This is a genomic window from Paraburkholderia sp. 32 (genome assembly GCF_050435345.1).
Lineage (GTDB): Bacteria > Pseudomonadota > Gammaproteobacteria > Burkholderiales > Burkholderiaceae > Paraburkholderia > Paraburkholderia tuberum.
Genome location: NZ_JBNDKD010000002.1, coordinates 994,968 through 1,013,392, shown reverse-complemented (window position 1 = coordinate 1,013,392; position 18,425 = coordinate 994,968). Strand labels below are relative to the sequence as shown.

The 18,425-nt window shown below is 60.4% G+C and carries 16 protein-coding genes and 2 pseudogenes; 11 read left to right on the top strand and 7 right to left on the bottom strand.

The annotated features are described in order from the left end of the window. The first annotated feature begins 37 nt into the window (after positions 1-37). Entirely contained in the window at positions 38-1,057 is a 1,020-nt protein-coding gene (locus tag OKW26_RS19975; protein ID WP_429354890.1) for an aldo/keto reductase, read from the top strand. A 331-nt stretch (positions 1,058-1,388) separates the two neighbouring features. Here the strand turns inward: OKW26_RS19975 and OKW26_RS19970 are convergent, their stop codons facing one another. Continuing rightward, positions 1,389-2,306 (bottom strand): AraC family transcriptional regulator, encoded by a 918-nt coding sequence (locus OKW26_RS19970; protein WP_429354889.1) that lies wholly within the window; start codon positions 2,304-2,306, stop codon positions 1,389-1,391. Positions 2,307-2,400: 94 nt separating this feature from the next. On the opposite strand from OKW26_RS19970, the gene OKW26_RS19965 reads away from it, so the two are divergent. Continuing rightward, positions 2,401-3,150: an SDR family oxidoreductase gene (locus OKW26_RS19965; protein WP_429353983.1), complete on the top strand. Its 750-nt coding sequence runs from the start codon at positions 2,401-2,403 to the stop codon at positions 3,148-3,150. Between the two features lie 81 nt (positions 3,151-3,231). After that, entirely contained in the window at positions 3,232-3,990 is a 759-nt protein-coding gene (locus OKW26_RS19960; RefSeq protein ID WP_429354888.1) for an SDR family NAD(P)-dependent oxidoreductase, read from the top strand. A 702-nt stretch (positions 3,991-4,692) separates the two neighbouring features. On the opposite strand, the gene OKW26_RS19955 is transcribed toward OKW26_RS19960, so the two are convergent. Next, positions 4,693-5,829 carry an IS110 family transposase gene (locus tag OKW26_RS19955; protein ID WP_429354887.1) on the bottom strand — a complete coding sequence of 379 codons (1,137 nt, stop codon included), beginning with the start codon at positions 5,827-5,829 and terminating at the stop codon, positions 4,693-4,695. A gap of 226 nt (positions 5,830-6,055) precedes the next feature. Between OKW26_RS19955 and OKW26_RS19950 the strand changes: the two genes are divergently transcribed. After that, positions 6,056-7,120, top strand: a complete 1,065-nt coding sequence (locus OKW26_RS19950; protein ID WP_429354886.1) for a hypothetical protein — start codon at positions 6,056-6,058, stop codon at positions 7,118-7,120. A gap of 164 nt (positions 7,121-7,284) precedes the next feature. Continuing rightward, positions 7,285-8,376, top strand: a pseudogene (locus OKW26_RS19945) (ISL3 family transposase); the annotation flags it as partial. A gap of 295 nt (positions 8,377-8,671) precedes the next feature. Here OKW26_RS19945 and OKW26_RS19940 read toward each other — a convergent pair. Further along, on the bottom strand, positions 8,672-9,022 hold the full coding sequence (locus OKW26_RS19940) for a VOC family protein (protein ID WP_429354885.1): 351 nt from the start codon (positions 9,020-9,022) through the stop codon (positions 8,672-8,674). Positions 9,023-9,312: 290 nt separating this feature from the next. Between OKW26_RS19940 and OKW26_RS19935 the strand changes: the two genes are divergently transcribed. From OKW26_RS19935 to OKW26_RS19925, 3 genes are all read left to right on the top strand, one after another. Further along, the gene (locus OKW26_RS19935) at positions 9,313-9,702 is read left to right on the top strand and encodes a VOC family protein (protein WP_429354884.1); all 390 of its coding nucleotides are present in this window, start codon (positions 9,313-9,315) and stop codon (positions 9,700-9,702) included. 340 nt (positions 9,703-10,042) lie between these two features. Further along, positions 10,043-11,452, top strand: a complete 1,410-nt coding sequence (cysS, locus tag OKW26_RS19930) for a cysteine--tRNA ligase (protein WP_429354883.1) — start codon at positions 10,043-10,045, stop codon at positions 11,450-11,452. A gap of 299 nt (positions 11,453-11,751) precedes the next feature. Beyond that, positions 11,752-12,555 (top strand): lipid II flippase Amj family protein, encoded by an 804-nt coding sequence (locus OKW26_RS19925; protein WP_429354882.1) that lies wholly within the window; start codon positions 11,752-11,754, stop codon positions 12,553-12,555. Positions 12,556-12,795: 240 nt separating this feature from the next. Here OKW26_RS19925 and OKW26_RS19920 read toward each other — a convergent pair whose 3' ends face one another. Continuing rightward, the gene (locus OKW26_RS19920; RefSeq protein ID WP_429354881.1) at positions 12,796-13,335 is read right to left on the bottom strand and encodes a GNAT family N-acetyltransferase; all 540 of its coding nucleotides are present in this window, start codon (positions 13,333-13,335) and stop codon (positions 12,796-12,798) included. Between the two features lie 371 nt (positions 13,336-13,706). Between OKW26_RS19920 and OKW26_RS19915 the strand changes: the two genes are divergently transcribed. Next, on the top strand, positions 13,707-14,306 hold the full coding sequence (locus tag OKW26_RS19915) for a tyrosine-type recombinase/integrase (protein ID WP_429354880.1): 600 nt from the start codon (positions 13,707-13,709) through the stop codon (positions 14,304-14,306). Between the two features lie 45 nt (positions 14,307-14,351). Here the strand turns inward: OKW26_RS19915 and OKW26_RS19910 are convergent, their stop codons facing one another. From OKW26_RS19910 to OKW26_RS19900, 3 genes are read right to left on the bottom strand one after another with little or no spacing between them, the layout of a single operon-like run. Then, the gene (locus OKW26_RS19910) at positions 14,352-15,350 is read right to left on the bottom strand and encodes a site-specific integrase (protein ID WP_429354879.1); all 999 of its coding nucleotides are present in this window, start codon (positions 15,348-15,350) and stop codon (positions 14,352-14,354) included. Then, complete coding sequence (locus OKW26_RS19905) at positions 15,347-16,285, bottom strand: tyrosine-type recombinase/integrase (protein WP_429354878.1); 939 nt, start codon at positions 16,283-16,285, stop codon at positions 15,347-15,349. Before OKW26_RS19905 ends, OKW26_RS19910 begins: the two co-directional genes overlap by 4 nt. Continuing rightward, the gene (locus OKW26_RS19900) at positions 16,282-17,529 is read right to left on the bottom strand and encodes a site-specific integrase (protein ID WP_429354877.1); all 1,248 of its coding nucleotides are present in this window, start codon (positions 17,527-17,529) and stop codon (positions 16,282-16,284) included. The genes OKW26_RS19905 and OKW26_RS19900 overlap by 4 nt, the downstream gene beginning before the upstream one ends. A gap of 149 nt (positions 17,530-17,678) precedes the next feature. Between OKW26_RS19900 and OKW26_RS19895 the strand changes: the two are divergent. Both OKW26_RS19895 and OKW26_RS19890 read left to right on the top strand, forming a co-directional pair. Next, a pseudogene (locus tag OKW26_RS19895) lies at positions 17,679-17,756 on the top strand (integrase); the annotation flags it as partial. A gap of 14 nt (positions 17,757-17,770) precedes the next feature. After that, positions 17,771-18,352, top strand: a complete 582-nt coding sequence (locus tag OKW26_RS19890; RefSeq protein WP_429354876.1) for an NUDIX domain-containing protein — start codon at positions 17,771-17,773, stop codon at positions 18,350-18,352. The last annotated feature ends 73 nt before the right edge of the window (positions 18,353-18,425 follow it).

The window sequence follows — 18,425 nt, the reverse complement described above, 5'->3', positions numbered from 1 at the left end:
CGATGCATCAGGTTTTCGTTCAAACAAGGAATACGCGATGGAATACAGCACGCTTGGCAGAACTGGTCTACGCGTTTCACGGCTGAGCCTGGGCGCAATGACTTTCGGTGCTGGCACGGGCATCTGGGGCAATATTGCCCGCTTGAACAGCGATCAGGCCGCCCGGCTCGTCGCGATGGCCGTGGAACGCGGCGTCAACCTGATCGACACAGCGGACGCCTATTCGCAAGGTCGCTCAGAAGAGGTCGTGGGTCATGTGCTGAAAGCGCTGGGGCTGGACGAAGATCGAATGCTCGTCGCGACCAAGGTTCGGCTACGCACCGGTACCGGCCAGAACGAAGTGGGATTGGGCCGCTCGCACATCATGCGCTCGGTCGAGACAAGCCTGAAGAGACTCGGTCGCGATCACATCGACCTGTTCCAGTTGCATGACCGTGACGCGCTCGTTCCGCTCGACGAGACGCTTCGTGTGCTGGACGATCTCGTTACCCAAGGCAAGGTCCGCCACATTGGCGTGTGTAATTTCAGTGCAGCCGATCTCGAGCGGGCCGTCGGCATAACGTCCCGTACCGATCGGGCTCATGTTGTGAGCAATCAGGTGCACTATTCGCTGACGAGTCGCGATATCGAACACGAAATCATGCCGGTTGCAGCGACAAACAGAATGGGCCTTCTGGTCTGGAGTCCGCTCGCAGGTGGCTACTTGAGCGGCAAGTACTCGCAGAATGGCGAAGCTGCCGGGCGGCGTGCCAAAGTCGACTTTCCCCCGGTCGATACAGTCAGGGCGGAGCCGATCCTCGCAGTATTGCGTGAAGTCGCCGACGAACTAGGGGCCACGCCGGCTCAAGTCTCATTGGGCTGGTTGCTCGCGCGTGAGCAGATCACTTCCGTCATCGTCGGAGCCCGCACGTGCGAGCAACTCGCAGCTAACCTCGACGCACAAGATCTCGCACTAACCTCCGAACAGTGCGGACGGCTCGATAAAGTATCTGAACCGTCAGTTCCCTTCCCCTACTGGATGCAACGCTTCCATGACGGGGATCGCACCTGCGGATGAGTGGCGGGGAGTTCGGAATCTTGCCTGCGCAAGGCGGTTGAATGGGGAATGCCTGTGGCCATGTGCGACAGCTCATCCTCGGATAGCCGCCGTTCGAAGTCTGCGGCTGGCCGACCGGAATGGGTCGGCACATGCCTTTTGCATTGCACGCGCGGCCAGGATGAGCGTCGCGCTCGGTCGTCGGGCGCGGATTGGCCACCTGCGGTCATACATCGGCCGTAGACGCCAGACATTCGATGGGCTGTAGCGGTCTCGATAACGGATATTCCTGGTGAGTGCGGATCGCATAGGGACGCGCGTCCGCATCTGAGAACAGCCGATTTGAGCCGCCTCATGCGCCGTTCGCGACCGCCTGCACCTCGCGCGCATACTGCGTGGGCGGCCGACCGACGTGCCGCGTGAAGGCGACGCTGAAGGTGCTCGCTGAACTGTAGCCGATGCGCTGCGCAATCTCGGCGATGCGGCCTTCATTGCGACGCAGCAGGTCCTTCGCGAGTGCCATGCGCCAAGTGAGCAGGTATTCCATCGGCGCGATGCCGACCGTGCGACTGAAGCGCTCGAAAAAGGCCGAGCGCGAGAGTGCGGCCTCCTTCGCGAGTTCAGCAACGGTCCAGGCGCGTGTCGGATGTTCGTGCATCCCGCGGATCGCGGCCGCGAGGCGGCCATCGGAAAGCCCGCGCACCAGGCCCGGCGACGCATTAGTCTGTGCCGCGGACCGCAGCGCTTCGATGAGCAGCACTTCCAGCAGTCGTGCGAGCACGACCTCGCGCGCGGGCCGCTGCTCCCGTGTTTCCTCTCGCACCAGTTGCACGAGCGTGGCCAGCCGCTGTTCGCCGCGCACATGCACGAGTTGCGGGAGCAGCGAGACCAGCAGCGATGCATCCGGTGAGCCGAAACTGCAGTGGCCGGCCACCATGTGCGCGTCGATGGGGCGATCGGGGTCGCCGATTCTGAACTCGCCGTCGCCCAGCGCGACGGGCGGCCGCGTCTCGACGCCCGGCGGTGGCGGCTCGAGGCTCGACATCGCTACGCCGTAAGCCGCCGGAATCAGGACAAAGTCGCCTGACAGGAGCTCGATGGCCTCATGTCCGTCGATCGCGATGCGGCAGCCGCCCTCGAGAATCACGCAATAGAACGGCTGGCCCGCGTCCGAGCGGCTGACGCGCCACGGACTCGCGCCGTGGACGAGCTTGGAGAATCGGGCGCCGGGCTGCAGCAGCGTCACGACTTCGGCCAACGGGTCGATCATCGCCGGACTCCTGCAAATGAAATTCGGATGATCGATTGTAGCGGGTACGACCTTGGCGATCTATCGTACGGACACCTTGCCCACAGGAGTCCCCATGAAAACCGTACTGATCACCGGCTGCTCTTCCGGATTCGGCCTTGAGATCGCCCGTTACTTCCTCGCGCGCGACTGGCAGGTCATCGCCACGATGCGCACGCCGCGTGCGGATGTGCTGCCGCCAGCCGACAGTCTGCGCGTGCTCGCGCTCGACGTCACGAACCCGGACAGCATTCGTGCGACTGTCGAGGCCACAGGGCCGATCGACGTCCTCGTCAACAACGCGGGGTTTGGCGCGGCCGCCCCGGTCGAGCTCATCCCGATCACGACGGTGCGCGAAATTTTTGAAACCAACACCTTCGGCACGATCGCATTGACGCAAGCGGTGCTGCCCCAATTCCGCCAGCGCAGGGCCGGTGTGATCGTGAATGTCACATCGAGCGTGACGCTGAAGGCCCTGCCCCTGATTGCCGCATACCGTGCGAGCAAGGCGGCGGTGAACGCATTCACCGAGTCGATGGCGCTGGAGCTCGAGCAGTTCGGCATACGGGCGCGCCTGGTGCTGCCGGGACGTGCGCCCGACACCCGCTTCGGAGACAACGCGCGCGCGCACATGAGCGGCCTCGACCACGAAGCCTATACCGATCTGGTCAAGGAGGTTTTCGCGCGGGTCCTCGATACGTCTGCCCCGATCACCCGGGCGCACGACGTCGCCGAAGCGGTGTGGCGCGCAGCGACCGATCCGTCGGCGCCGATGCGCATTCCGGCCGGCGCCGACGCCGAAGCCTGGGCGGCCGAGGCTCACTAACCAGCCAGCGGCATCGCCCTGAGCTGAACTGAAAAACGGAACTGGCTTTTGCGCGCTACAGCGCAACACAAGGAGATTGCCATGCAGGACAAACCCGTCGCCCTGGTCACCGGGGCCAATCAAGGCATCGGCCTTCAGATCGCCAAGGATCTCGCGGCACACGGCTTCACTGTGCTGGTCGGATCGCGCAATCTCGAGCGCGGCGAGGCTGCGGCCAAGGAGGTGGGGCCGGACGGCCACGCGCTCCAGCTCGACGTGACGGATCAGGCTTCGGTCACAGCCGCGGCGGAGCGCGTAAGCAACGCGTTCGGCCGCCTCGACGTGCTGATCCAGAACGCCGCCATTTCGAACACGAAAAAGCGGTCCGGTCAGTCCGTCGAGGAGTACGCGAAGACGACCCGCCCGGGCAACGTATCCCCCGATGAAATGCGCGCGGTGTGGGACACCAACGTGTTCGGCGTGCTCGCCGTTTATCAGGCGATGCTGCCGCATCTGCGCGCGACGCCGGGCGCCCGCATCGTCAACGTGTCGAGCGGCGTTGGGTCGCTAACGACGAACTCGGACCCGGCCTTCGCCTACCGTGCGATCTTCGGCCCCGTCTATCCGGCGTCCAAAACGGCTCTCAACGCATTGACGGTCGCCATGGCGATCGAGCTGGAACCGCACGGGATCAAGGTCAACGCTGTCTCCCCGGGCTTTACCAAAACGAACCTCAACGGCTATTTGGGCACCGAGACCGTCGAGGAAGGCGCTCGCGAAGTGGTGCGCGTCGCGCTGCTGGGCCCGGACAGCCCAACAGGGACGTTCACGCGCTGGGAGAATGAAACGATCCCGTGGTGAGGGAGTCGCGGGCGATCGGAGGGATTGATGGATCAGGCCAGGGCGGTTGCAAATCGGCCGTTCGCCTGAACAATCGGTCACTGCGCTGCGTTTGGCCGTCATCGGATTGATGTCGGCTGAGGGCCACTCGGCAAATTCGATGAGGCGACTGGCAGTTGCACCTCGGAAGCAGCCGTTGCTGTGGCGCGAGTTCGAGCGGCGGCTCGGGGTCGCGTGCTGTCGATCGCTGGCTGACGTGGTTTAACCTGCATATGCAAAATCGCATGGGTCGGCACCCGGCCATGAAGCGACATTCGGCCGTCCCGGCGCCTGGACGTTCGAATGTCGGCTTCTATGGGGACTTGTATGTCAAGCCGTTTTTGATCACGTGAAGGGCTTGGATTTCATGGTGGCTCCTGTAGGTTGTTGAGCGCGTGATGCCTTGGCGCGACATGGCTGTGCCATCCTGGTCCGGGGTCGGGGTGTGATGAGCGTTCGAGCCAGTGCCCGAACGAACTTCTATCCGTGCAGGGCGCCAACACCCTGCACCTCATGCAGCATGCGCGCAAGGCGCGCTGGCAAACCCCGGTTATGGGCGCGCCCCATCTCTGCGAGACGGTCACGGGGTGCCGTGACCCGCCGACGTTCCGGGCGCGTCGACCCTGGATCATGATGACGTGTTGCGTGCGAAGGCGTTGCGTGGTACCCGTGCTGCCCGGAATTTCAGGCAGCTGCCGGCTTGAGCGAGGCTCCGGCCGGAATCTCGCCGTGCTCGAGGTAGTGCCACAGCGCGATAGCCAGGCGCCGCGCCAACGCCACGATGCCCACGCGCCGCATGCGCTTGCCGCCGCCGGCAAAGCGCCGGTTGAACCACTGGGTCAGGAGGCTGTCGGGCTGCAGCTGCAGCCAGCGCCAGGCGAGTTCGACCAGCATCGTGCGCGCTCGCTTGTTGCCCGCCTTGCTGATGCCTTGCTCGATCTGACTGCCGCCACTGTCGTAGGGTGTCGGCGTGAGCCCCAGGCTGCCGGCCAGCTCGCGCCGGTTGGCGAAACGTCGCCAGCCAAACACTTCCTTGACCAGCACCCAGGCGCCCTTGGGGCCGATCGCGCGCAGCCGTGCCATTTGCGCCACCAGCGGATGCTTGCCCTCGGCCAGTTCCTGGCGCCGCGCCGCTTCCAGCACCTTGAGCTGCTGCCTGACCAGCGCCAGCCGCGCGCTCTCGCGCTCGATCTCGCCGCGCAACACCGGCGGCACCTGCTCGCGATGGCGCTCCCACCACGCCGCCCAGTCGCGCCCGCCGACGATGACCGGCACACGCAGGTTGTGCAGCACCAGCAGGGAGCGGATGCGGTTCGTGTGGGCGGTACGCTCCTGGCTCAGCCGGGCCAGTTCACGGTGCGTGCGGCGCGCGTCTTCCTGCTCGGGCGTGGGCTCGTGCACCACCGACCAGATGCGCTCGCCAGCGTGGTGGCGCCTGAGCATCACCAGCAGCTTATCGCCGTCGAGCCGGTCGGTCTTGGCCCGTCTGGCGCGTCGGTTCACTTCGATGCTCGCCGGGTCGACCACGAGGTTGTCAATGCCTTGCCCGCTCAACCAGCGATGCAGCCACCAGCCATCGCGGCCGGCCTCATAGCACGAATGCACCGGGGCCTGCGGTTCGAGCTGGCAGCGCTCCTTGGCGCGGCGCACGCAGTCGAGCACCGCAGCCGTGTCGCCGGCGTGCACGCTGAAACGGCTCGGGCCGCGCCGGCCATCGCTGGCCGTCAACTTCCACGACTTGTCGCCGAGTTCGAAGCTCATGTAGAGCTGGACTTGGATCGCCGTATCATTGCCTTGTGGGACTGTCTGGGTCGCCGACATTTCCGTCTCCTTTGCACAGGGTTGGAAATTCCGTTTTAGCTAAACGGGTCTGGCTTGGGTAGTCCCACATAGCATCTCCGCCTTGGCAAACGGCCGCTTGATTGGCAAGGGTGAACCCCGGTTCCTAGCCCAATGGGAAAGCTTCGTATAAGAGTGAGATAGCGACAAGTGGCGCAGCATCTCATCGTAGAATTTAGCCATATGCAACGAGGTGTTAAATCCACACATGGCCCTCTACGAGTTGACCAGCGACTCTCTGGTTGTGAGACCTGTGGCGACCTACGCGGAACTAAAGCTACGCGAACGGCAAGATCTGCAGCGCGTTTTCCGTGATCACATTGACGCCATATCGCCCGATCTGATGGTGTTGGCCGAGGAATATGGTGAATGGGAAGGTAGCAAGCGACGCATCGATTTGCTTTGTATCGACCGCGACTCGCAACTAGTGGTAGTCGAATTGAAGCGGTCCGACGATGGCGGCCATATGGAACTGCAGGCCCTGCGATACGCCGCTATGGTGTCAACTATGCGATTTGAGCAAGCGGTGACTGCTCATCGCCAGTATCTTCTCTCACGCTCGCTGCCGTCCGAAAAAGCGGAAGCTGCGATACGGGAGTTCCTGGCCGCTCCCGAAGGCCCGGTATCGTTGGCTGGGCAGGTACGCATCGTTCTCGTATCCGCGAATTTCTCGAAAGAGATAACGTCCACGGTGCTGTGGCTAAACGCTCAGGGGCTTAACCTTACATGTGTGAAAGCGGTTCCATACGCATTTAGAGATAGCGTTTTGCTGGATGTCCAGCAGGTAATGCCGCTTCCCGAAGCTGCTGAATTTCAGATTGCGATTCGAGAGAAGACGCTTGAAGCGGCTGCAGTTGAGACTGGCGGGCGGGATTTCACCCGCTTTCGCGTGCAAACCAAGTCTGGCGAAGTTTTCGAGCGGTTGCCCAAACGTTGGCTGATGTACCGCGCCGTACGGGAGGCGATCGAGCAAGGGGTCACTCCCGACGAGATACGCAGCGCTGTCGCGTGGCGGGGAAACGGTATGTTCATAAGCGCGGGGGGGCGCCTGTCAGGGCAGGAGTTGATGGCCCTGTTTCCGACGAAAGATTCCGAGCGCTTCTTTTGTGCGGATGATGAGGTCTTTTACGCCAATGGCACAACGTACGCCCTCACCAATCAGTGGGGGAACCGTACGTTGGAAGCTGTAAAGGGATCTTCGCGGAAAAGTGTGATGGTTTTTCATGATGAAAACGTCGGAGAGCCAATCTGGGTAAGGGTTCGCGCGTCTTGATGGCCTCGCGAAATCGGGCATGATTTCGCGATGGCTACTTCACGCAAACTCAAGCGTCTTTCTGACGCATACCGGTTCGACGGATTCCGTCCTTGCGAAGCGCTGCGCGGTGTCTTCGGTGATCGCATGGCACGCGTAGTCACGCTGGTTCGGCGCTCAAAAAAACGGCCTGCAAGGGATGTGGTCGACGGTGCTCGATCCACGATCGCACGGTGCGTCGCGTTCGAGATCTGCCGAACGGCGACGTACGGATTTACCTGGAACTCGAAGCTCGTCGGGTCCGCTGTCGATGCGATGGCAGCGTGAAAGGCGAACGACTGAGCTTTCTGGCGGACAACCCTCACTACACGAAGCGCTTCGCGTGGTACGTCGGTCGTCGCTGTCGCGAGAGCACGATCAAGGACGTGGCCGACGAACTGCGATTGCACTGGCACACGGTCAAGGACCTCGAGATGCAGTACATGCGGGCGCAACTGGAGCGGTTCGGCACGCCTGGGCCGAAGGTCATCGGCATCGACGAGATTTCGATTGGCAGGGGACAGACGTACCGCATTGTTGTGAGCGACCTGATACGGGGCCGTGCGATCTGGTTCGGTGGCGAAGATCGAAAGGAGGCCAGCATGCATCAGTTCTATGACTGGCTGGGCGAGAAAAAGGCCCGCGGCATCCGGCTTGTCGTGATGGACATGTGGCGGCCGTTTTACAACGTCGCGCAGGAACGCGTGCCGCATGCGGCCATCCTGTACGACAAATTCCACGTCATAAAGCAGCTCAACGAAGCCCTGGATGAAGTGCGCAAGAGCGAATACGCTCGCCTGCAAGGCGAGCAGCGGCGCTACATCAAAGGCCAGAAGTACGTTCTGCTTAGTCATCGCGAAAACCTGTCGATGGAAGGCAGGAACTCGTTGAAGACGCTTCTCGCAGCGAACCGACGGCTGAATACCGCGTACCTGCTCAAGGAGTCGTTCGGGCAGTTGTGGGACTACGAGCGCGAAGGCTGGGCACGTCGCTTCTTCGAGAACTGGAAATCCAGCCTGAGGTGGCAGCGTTTGAAGCCCTATGAGAAGTTTGCCGCGATGGTCGAGCGTCATTGGGAGGGGATTGCTTCCTATTGCAAGCCAGAAAACAAGGTGCCGCTCGGCTTCGTTGAGGGACTCAATAACAAGATTCGGGTCATCCAACGACGCGCGTACGGATTGCGAGATGAGCAGTATCTGCGCCTGAAGATCCTCACTTGCATGCTGCCTCGAATCTGAAAAATGGAGATTTTTCATCACTCTTTTCCGCGAAGACCCCTGTAAAGAATATCGTCTCTCGCATGCCTGACGGCCACGGCTTCATCTACGAAGCCGGCGAATAAGAGGGTGGCGGGCTGGATGCGCGCCTGTGCCGAACCGATCGGGAGCGCGGCCGTCGTAAATCAAGAACTGCCGTCCGTAAGCGGATCAGTCAAATGGCAAAACTGGGGCGGGTGCGGCCTTCCGTGTCGGGCGGCGATCGGCCAAAAGCAGCCTGTCGAAATGGCCACGCAGATCGTCGACAATATTCGGGTTAGCCGTAGAGCCCAACGCAATTTTCCCAAGGGTCGCGCAGCATGCACATCCGCTTTCCATCTTCCACTTGGCCTGGACCACGATAAAGCGTGGCACCTATGTTCAGAAAATGCTTTAGAGATTCATCGAAGTCATCGACGGTCCAGTAGACGACTGTGCCCGCCGATCCCGCCGATAATTTTGCATCGGCGGGAACAATTTCGAGTCTGATGCCATTGAATTCGAGGTATGTCAGATTGAACTCGTCAAGAAAGCGCCTTTCAGCGCCTCGAAAAGCTGACTGGTACCAGTCCAATGCGGCCGGCACGTCTGGCACATACACAAGCACTGCACATATTTGCGAGTTCATGCGGGTTCTCTTTTGTGTCGTCGCTGAACGAGGTGAGGAAGATCGCGATTCGAGATATTGGTCGAAAAATCTGCTTTAGCAAAGTGGGCGACCTAATTGTTGAACCGTGAGAGCGCTTTGTCGGTACCCATTTGTCCGCTACGGTCGAGGCATGCAACTCGCATAGGGCTGTGGCCGGCCACAACCGGTCCCTCGGCAAAGCGGCGAGAATTGGCGACACTTTTCGTTCGACGTATCCTTGAGGATCGATGTTCTGACACTCTTGGCCAACGACCCGATAACAAAGCCCGATGCAATCACATCTCAGAATCGCCAGGCCTGTCAGTGATCTTTCGCGGGCAGAAAGCATGTATTGCGCCGCGCTCAGCCTGGTTGTGCTGGCAAAATTTCAAGACCATCAGGGGTTTGATGGGGTAATGCTCGGACGTTCCGGCATGGACTATCACTTCGAGTTCACACAGTGCCGCGAACATCCGGTAGCGCCAACACCGACACGTGAGGATTTGCTGGTGTTTTACGCCCCGGATCGAGTTGAGTGGCGGTCGACTTGCGATCGCCTCGCCGAGAGCGGATTTGTTTGCGTGACGTCGCTCAACCCTTATTGGGATGTGTCAGGTGGAACATTTGAGGATCACGACGGCTATCGAATCGTTTTGCAAAACTCGGCATGGTCCTCATGATGCATGCGCAATGCAATTCGACGCCAGCTCGACCGCTTTGCAACAAGTCGCCCGGTCGCGTAAAAGGCAAACTCCGGCCACAAGCCGTCACTCGACAGTGGCTCTCGAAAGCGGCCGCTCACTGACATTGACCTAAGGAGCGGCAGGCTCTAACATGCCTTTCATGCTCGCTTACGCCCATTCCCCCTTCCGCCTTGTCCACGCATGCTGTCACGGCCTGCCAGGGGGAGCTTGCGTCTAGCGCGCCAATCTGCGTCACGTCCAAGCCTCAACTGGCCACCCGTTGCGAAACCGGTGGCCTTTTTGTTTTTCACGATCGCTCCACCACGCGAAAATTCCAATGCCACTCGTCCTGTATGACACCTGGTCGCGCGCCGTGCGCCCCTTCATGCCGATACAACCCGATCACGTCGGCCTGTATTGCTGCGGGCCTACGGTGTACGACCACGCGCATATCGGCAATCTGCGGACCTATGTGTTTGAAGACGTGCTCCGACGCGTCCTGATGCGAAACGGCTACCCCGTACAGCACGTCGTCAATATCACCGATGTCGGTCATTTGGTCTCCGATGCCGATGAGGGCGAAGACAAGATGGAGAAAGGAAGCCGGCGAACAGGAGAGTCGGCATGGGCGATCGCCGAGCGTTATACAGAGGCTTTCCTGGCCGACTGGCGAGCGCTCAACTTGCTGGAGCCTTCGGTCTGGTGCCGCGCAACCGACCATATCGCGGATCAGGTCGCCTTCATTGTCACCCTTGAACGCGCCGGTTACACGTACCGGACCGCAGATGGCGTGTACTTCGACACCAGCAAGCAGGACGATTACGGCTTTCTGGCTCGCCTCGACCATGAGGGCCTGCAAGCCGGCAAGCGGGTTGCACTAGGCGAGAAAAAGCGCGCCATGGATTTCGCGCTATGGAAATTCAGCCCGGCTGATTCCCGGCGCCAGATGGAATGGGACAGCCCTTGGGGACGCGGCTTTCCCGGCTGGCACATCGAGTGCTCGGCGATGTCGGCCAGGTACCTGGGGGCCTGGTTCGATATCCACTGCGGAGGTGAAGACCACATCGCCGTGCATCACAGCAACGAAATTGCGCAGACGCAAGCCGCGCACGGTACCCGGCTCGCCAACTTCTGGATGCACGGCCATTTCCTTACACTGGACGCCACGAAAATGTCCAAGGCGGGCGGTGACTTCCTCCGCCTGCAGACACTGGTCGACCGCGGAGTCGATCCGCTGGCGTATCGCTACCTGTGCTTGACGGCGCACTACAGAAGCTCCCTGCGTTTCAACTGGGATGCGCTTGAAGCCGCAAGGGTCGCGCTCGACCGGCTACGCAACGTCTATGCGAGTTGGCCCACCGGTGGTACGGCGGATGAGCGTTTTGTCGCCCGGTTCAACGCTGAGGTCAATCAGGATCTGAATCTACCGCGCGCACTAGCCGTGCTGTGGGATCTGGTGAGGAGCGATTTGCCTCCTGCCACGCGACGGGCCACCGTTGACAGCTTCGATTCGGTACTTGGGTTACGACTGCCCGATTGGCAGCCGGACAAGCGGGACATTCCCGCAAACATTGCTGCCTTGGCCGAGCAGCGTGAGAAGGCGCGCGCCAACAGCGATTGGGTCCAAGCCGACCGCCTACGTGACACGTTGAGAGCCTTGGGATGGCAAATCGAAGACGGTGAGCGCGGGCTACGACTGATCCGGACTGTCAAAGGAATGACGACACTTGGGGATGGCTGCCGGTGACGCTCGAAAGATTGGCGGCTGAGCGTCCTATGTCCTTGTGGGGCGCACAACCGCAGGCGAGATGGCAACGGCTCGGCGCGACCGGTTGAACGTCTGCTTCGCGTGCGATCGACGGCCCGCTCCTGGTCGCTTTATGCCTTTTGCATGGGGCGCACACCGCAGACGATCGTCGTGCTATGTCGCGGGACGCAGTGCGGCAAATTTCGGACTTTCGGTATCGACCGTCAATTCGGTGACAATCGAATCGGGTGGTGGCGCTCCGGTAGACTTCATCTCCTGCCCAACCTTGCCGGGATTGCATGGACACCCAGCTTTTTATCATCTGCGGACTTACATTCGTAATTCACGTCATCGCGACACTGGCTTACGCCGTGCGGATCGCGGGTGTTCGCACTCGGCGTATCGCTGTGTCGTTTTCTCTGTTCGGAATCATCGCCCTCGTCTCCCGCACGGCGAACTCCTTTCAAGGGCCGTTCATAGCTAAGCGCGTCGAGCTTGATATCGCTCGGCATCTTGAGGGGGGCCTGCTCGGTGACTTTCGGCTCTTCCTGATTACCGCGACGGCGGCAAGCATAATCGGCGCGTTACTGATCCCAACGTTCCAGCGCTATTTCAGTCGCGCCGTCGAGCACTTCCAGGCTAATCGTTCATTGTCACGCCTGTTGCTCCACATTTTTAGCCGTGGCGGCATCAACTATCTGCGGGACGGCGCGCGGGTTCCGTCGCGCCAAAACATCGCCCAGCTAGCGAGCGGTACCGGTGTCTCCGCGACGGTGATAGCTCTCAATATCTTCGCCATGGCGATCTGGACTGTCGGCGTTTTCGCGTCGCTCTACGCGGGATACCTCAAGCCAGATTTGCGCGTGACGTGCGCCAATCTATCGTCGGTCATTAATGGCTTTGCGACCGTAGTGTTAGCGGTGGTCATTGACCCGCAGGTTTCCGTCATGACGGACGACGTCATCGAAGGCCGAATCCCCGAAAACACCTTCCGGCGAGCGATCACTACCCTTGCCGGGGCGCGTGTTCTCGGGACCGTGTGTGCACAAATAATGCTCGTACCGGCCGCGCTCACTATCGTACGCGTCGCCGAGCTGATTTAGAGCGCAGTGTGCCATCCTCGGACGCGGTGATTGACCGATCACGGCGATAGTAAGGCCGCTCCGGGATTCGTTAGCGCCGGCATCAGTCAGGCTCGATCCGGCCAATTCCAGCCGCTCGACATCACCGCCGAGATTATCGACGATCTAGTTCGCGACTCGGACGCTGGGTAATTAGACAGAAATCATATGGGCAGTGTCCGCCCATCACTCTCCGCCCCGTATTACGCCACCAATTTTGGCCTAGTCAAGATCGTCCGGGTTGACCAGTGACGTAAGTACGTGATCGGCCCAAGAGCCATTGATCTTCAAGTACGATCGAGCCACGCCTTCCTTCTCGAAGCCGAGTCGAGCCAGCAAGTGTCTGCTGCGGACGTTCTCCGGTCGATAGTTCGCCATGATTCGGTGCAGTCTCAAACCGCTGAACACATGCTCGATTGCGGCCGTCAGGCCCTCTCGCATCAGTCCTTTCCCTTCGAACATCGTTGCAACAGAGAACCCGAGATGACACGCTTGGAACGGTCCTCGAACGATATTGGTGAAGTTGCAGTCTCCGATCAACTGACCGCCTTCCCGTTCAAACAGCATAAGATGGAGAGCCGTACCCAATGCGGTTTGATGAGCCATCGCGCGGAGTCGGTCAGCGATGGTGTCCAATTCAAAAAACCTCTCTGGCCTCGACGGCTCCCAAGGCTGGAGATGCATTCGATTAACCGTGTGATACTTCTGTAGTTCGCTCGCGTAATCTTCACTAACGGCGCGCAATATCGTACGTTCGGTCACCAATCCATCGACGGGATACGTTGTAGCAGGCGTCATTGTTGTACTTAGCAGTTCGTGTGAAATTCAAGGCGGCATTGTATCGGAGCCGAAATTGGCGTGATCAGCGCCTTCGATGTCGAATGACCATGTGTTTTCGACCCGACGACGGTTGGGCGCGCAATCAACGGGCGAATGGCGAGCGCAAAAAGCAATGAACAGAACGGGGCGCATGAAATTTCGCTGCTGCCAGCGCCCAAATTGTCAACGTGCGGTCGCGCTGTCAGTTAAATGAACGTCCGCTTACCGGCATCGCGACTGGCTCGAACGGGTCGGACAGCGCCCGATGTCGGCCGGTGCAGACTAGCTCTCCGTTCACTTGAAAGGAGATAGTCATGAAAGCCACTGACGAAGCAACGGCCGCCAGGATACCTTGGAACAAAGGCAAGCTCACTGGTCAGAAGCCTCCGCTGAAGCTCAAGGAAATCTGGGCGATCCGTATCCGCCTTCAGCTTTCGGCAAGCGTTCGCGACCTCGCGATGTTCAATCTGGCAATCGACAGCAAACTACGTGCATGCGATCTGACGAGGCTGCGGGTTTGTGACGTTTGCCATGGGCAGCACGTCGCCAGCCGGGCAACAATCATGCAGCAAAAAACTCAACGGCCGGTTCAGTTCGAGATTACAGAGCAGACCCAGGACAGCGTCGAGGCGTGGATCAAGTCGGCAGCGCTGGCGCCGACTGACTTCCTGTTCCCGAGCCGGCTCCGCGAATCACCGCACATCTCGACGCGCCAGTATTCACGCGTGGTGCATCGGTGGATTGCATCGATCGGGCTGGATGACACCGCGTACGGCACCCACACGATGCGCCGGACAAAAGCGTCACTGATTTATCGCCGCACGAAGAACCTCCGCGCCGTTCAATTGCTCCTTGGCCATACCAAACTTGACTATCTCCCGCGCGGAACTATGTCCCGTGACGCACGAGACTGACGGGACGACATCAGCCGGCCGTGCGCAGCGGGACATAGGCATGGCCTACAGGCCCTTCAAGAACGCCAGCAATCGGTCATCGGGTCGATACCGTCCCGGCTTGCCTTCAGGGGGTGTGGTCCTGTCCAGAACCGCCTGCTTTAATGTGAGGTTGGCGTCCAGGTAGACCTGTGTGGTTTCCACCGATTCGTGACCGAGCCAGAGTGTGATGACTGAGGGTTCGACGCCTTCTTGCAGCAGATCCATCGCTGTCGTGTGTCGCAACACATGCGGGCTCACGCGCTTGTTCTTCAGCGAAGAGCATTTCTCCGAGGCCGCGAACACATACTTGTGAAGCAGGTAATGGACGCCGTGTGCGCTCAGCCGGCCGCCGCGCGCATTTGGGAACAGTGGCTGATTCCCGGCCCGCGGTGGCTCTCGAACCCACGCGACCAATACGGAGCGGGTGCTCTTGCTCAATGGCGTGCAACGCTCCTTGCGCCCCTTGCCAAACACGCGTACGTGCGCGCCGGCGCCAACGTGCAGGTCCTCGCGCCGAAGGCCGGTCAGCTCAGACAGGCGTAACCCCGTCTGCACCGCCAACAACAATAGAGCGTGATCGCGGCGACCTGCCCAAGTCTGCTGGTCCGGCGCGGCCAGCAACGCATCGACCTCTTGTCGGCTCAGGAATGGGACCAATGCGCGGCTAAAGCGCTTGGCCGGGATGGCCAGCACGCGCTGGATGTGCGCTGAGTGTGACGGCATCTCGAAGGCCGCATACCGGAAGAATGAGTGCACTGCCGTCAAGCGCAGGTTACGCGTTCGAGCTGTGACGCCGCGAACCTGCTCCTGTTCATCGAGGAAGTCCGCGACCAGCGGCGCATCGATGTCTTCCAGTGCCAGAGTGGATGGCGCTTTATGCAGGCGTCGCTGTACAAATTCCAGCAGTAACCGGAATGTGTCGCGGTACGATGCGATCGTATGCACACTGGCCTGGCGCTGGTGCATCAGACGCTGGATGAAGAACTTCTCCAGCAAGGCGGCGAAGCTGGGCTCCCTAATCATGATGACTCTCCCCAACGGCGTTCCAGGAGATCCATCGCTTGTGCCATCAACTCGGGCGACCCGCTCAGATACCAGTATGTGCCGGCCACATAGATGTGCCCAAGATAGGTCGACAGCACCGGCAACAAGCGCCAGGCGTCCTCTCCAGACTGATACCAACGGATCAGCACTTCAACGGCGAAGCGATGCCGGAAGTCATGCAACCGTGGTCCCTTGCTTGCGCCTTCGGCACGCAGTCCCGTTTGCCGTGACAGCGCGTAGAACGTCCGATGAACGCGACCTATGTCGAGCCGGGTGCCGCGACTCGTGACGAACACGTTGGACGAGACCTGGCGACCGAGGAACTGTTTGCGGCGCCTGAGGTAGTCAGCCAGGACGGTACAGGTGGTCGGATGAATTGGGACCAGGCGCGATCGACCGAGCTTGGCACCGCGAATCGTCAGGACGGCGTCTTCGAGGTCCACGTCACCAAGCTCGAGGTTTAGCGCTTCGCTAATACGCAGGCCGGTAACGCTGAGCAAGCCGATGAGGCAATGGAACACCCTGGGCCGCAGCGGCGTCGACGGCCACGCCACCGGCAACTCCAATGCCGCGTCCAGCAAGCGCCGTACTTCCTCCTCCCTGTATAGATAAGGTCTGGCTCGCGTAGACCGATGGGGCAACATGCCGACCGGTGGAATTTCTGTGCGGGTGTCGGTGGCACTGCGGTGGCGGGCAAAGCCGCGCACGAAGCAAAGGCGTCTAGCCCATTCTGCGGGTTGAACCGACGGATTTTGCGCCCACTCCAGAGCGAGGCCGGTGCTGATATGCTCGACATGCCGCGTCTCCATGAAACTGACGAACCGGGGCAACAGCAAACCGGCATCGTGCATCTTGAAGCCCAGGCTGCGTCGCAGGTCGAGATATTCTTGGAGCGCCTCTCGAATCGAGTTCATCGTGCACCTCCTGGCCAGGCCATAGCCAACTTCCGAAGTGCGCTGACATCCACCTTCGCATAAACGCCCGTGGACTGCGGGCTACGATGGCGAAGAACCTGGCCGATCTCCGGGAACGACGCACCGAGTTGCAACATGCGAACAGCCAAGGCGTGCCGGAACTGGTGCGAGCCGCGGTGCGGCGCGTCGACTTTGGCGCGATTGAGCGCGTGGCGCACAATCGTGCCGATACCGTCCGACCCTTCCATCAGCCCGCGTATCGGTGCCAGGGATCGAAGGAAGAGGTGCCGATCTGGACTGGCAGGACGCCCGCGCTCGAGATAGGCGGCGATCGCCTCGCCCACGTCGGCGGTCAATGGCAGGAGACTCTCGCGGCCACCCTTGCCACGCACACGCAATTGAGCGCAGTCCCAGTCGACGTCGTTCAGCGTCAACCTGACGATCTCGCAGGCTCGAAGTCCCAGTCTTGCCAGAAGCAGCAGCACGGCTCGATCGCGTCGGCCCACCGCGCTCCGGCGGTCGCAGCTGTCGATTGCGCGCTGCGCGTGCTCGGCTGCAATGGCTCTGGGGATGGGAGGTGTGCTTGCCCAACTGGCTACCGCTGGCACGCTTGCAGCAAGTCCCGCGGTAACCTCCCCGCGAAACTGGGCGTAACGAAGGAAGGACCGCAGTGCCGTGACAACGTTCTTCAGGGCGGCTGGCGCCATGCGCTTTGCCTCGCTCTTAACGAAAGCGCTGGCGTCGGTCACGCGAACGTCCCGCAAGCAGACTTCTCCCTGGCCGAACCGCCACACCAGAAATTTGCGTGTCCACCTTGCATAGGACTCAACGGTCACAACGGCCAAACCCTGATCGCGTTTTAAGGATTGCGCAAACCCCTCGACAACGTCGTCAGCGGCAATAGCGTGCGTTTGAGCGACATGACACACACCGCGATCGCGCAAGAAACGCGTCAACAGTTTCAATGCGTGCAGTTCCCGGCGTCTCGTCTCGAAGCATCGCGATCGACGTCGCGAACGAAGGCGCTGATACCGCACGATGTCATCGTCCTTCAAGGCATGGAAGGAAATGCAGCTATCCTCGCACCAGTGCCCAAACGCAAGCGCGTGTTGTGCCAACTGGCATACATAACTGACCGAGTATTGCTGCCCGATCAGAGAACCGACGAACGCATTAAGGTACTCCCCAGTTGCGCCTCTGATGGTGCAGGCCAGCGCGGCAGCGCTCTCATAAGAATCACCCATGGTCTTCTCCTATCAGGCGAAAGTGCCTGCAAAGGGAGAATGCCAATGTCTAGCGTCGATGCGGGAAAGCCACGCCAGACAGGGGTTCTCAGTGAGCACCGGACATAGTTCCGCGCGGGAGATAGTCAAGTCTATTGACTGCAGTCAATAGATTGGAAAGCACAGTGCGATACCTTGGCATCGAGGTCGATGATGCGCTCGAGATGGCCGAGCAGACTGAAGTTTGAGGTACCTCCGGACGGTGGTCTGCATCGGGCGCTGTCCGGCCACTTTCGGCCGTTCGACAAGGCCGTTCAGATCCGCGACAATCGCCTCCGATGCCGAGGTTCGGTTTTCCATCTCAACGGTTCGACTTTCCTATGCGGGTGGCATTTTGAATGACGAGAGCTACATCGGTTGGTTGAGACAGAAGGTCGGTAATGGTTTGATACTAAGCCCGTCGGTTGGGGCCGTGATTCACGATCACGAGGACAGACTTCTCTTGCAAGAGAAATTTTCGGATGAGGCTTGGAGTTTGCCAGCTGGGGGAATTGAACTGGGTGAAAGCCCCCAAGAAGCAATTGCCCGGGAGGTGATGGAAGAGACCGGATACGCCATCCGCATTCATGGCATTCTCGGCGTCTTCGGCGGCCGAGCATTCCGGTACACGTATCCCAATGGCGATCAGGTTGAATACGTTGCGACGTTGTTTCAGTGCAAGATCACTGGCGGTTCCGGAATTCCTACCGACACCGAAACCAAGGACACCCGGTATTTCAAAAGGCACGAAATGCCCGAACTGGCATTACCGTATTCGATCGACGATTTGTTCCTCAAGTTCTAAAAGCTGATGGCAAGCCAGGTACGCGTGATCGGCAGCGGCCGGCCATCGACGCCGGCCGACATACGCCTCGGAA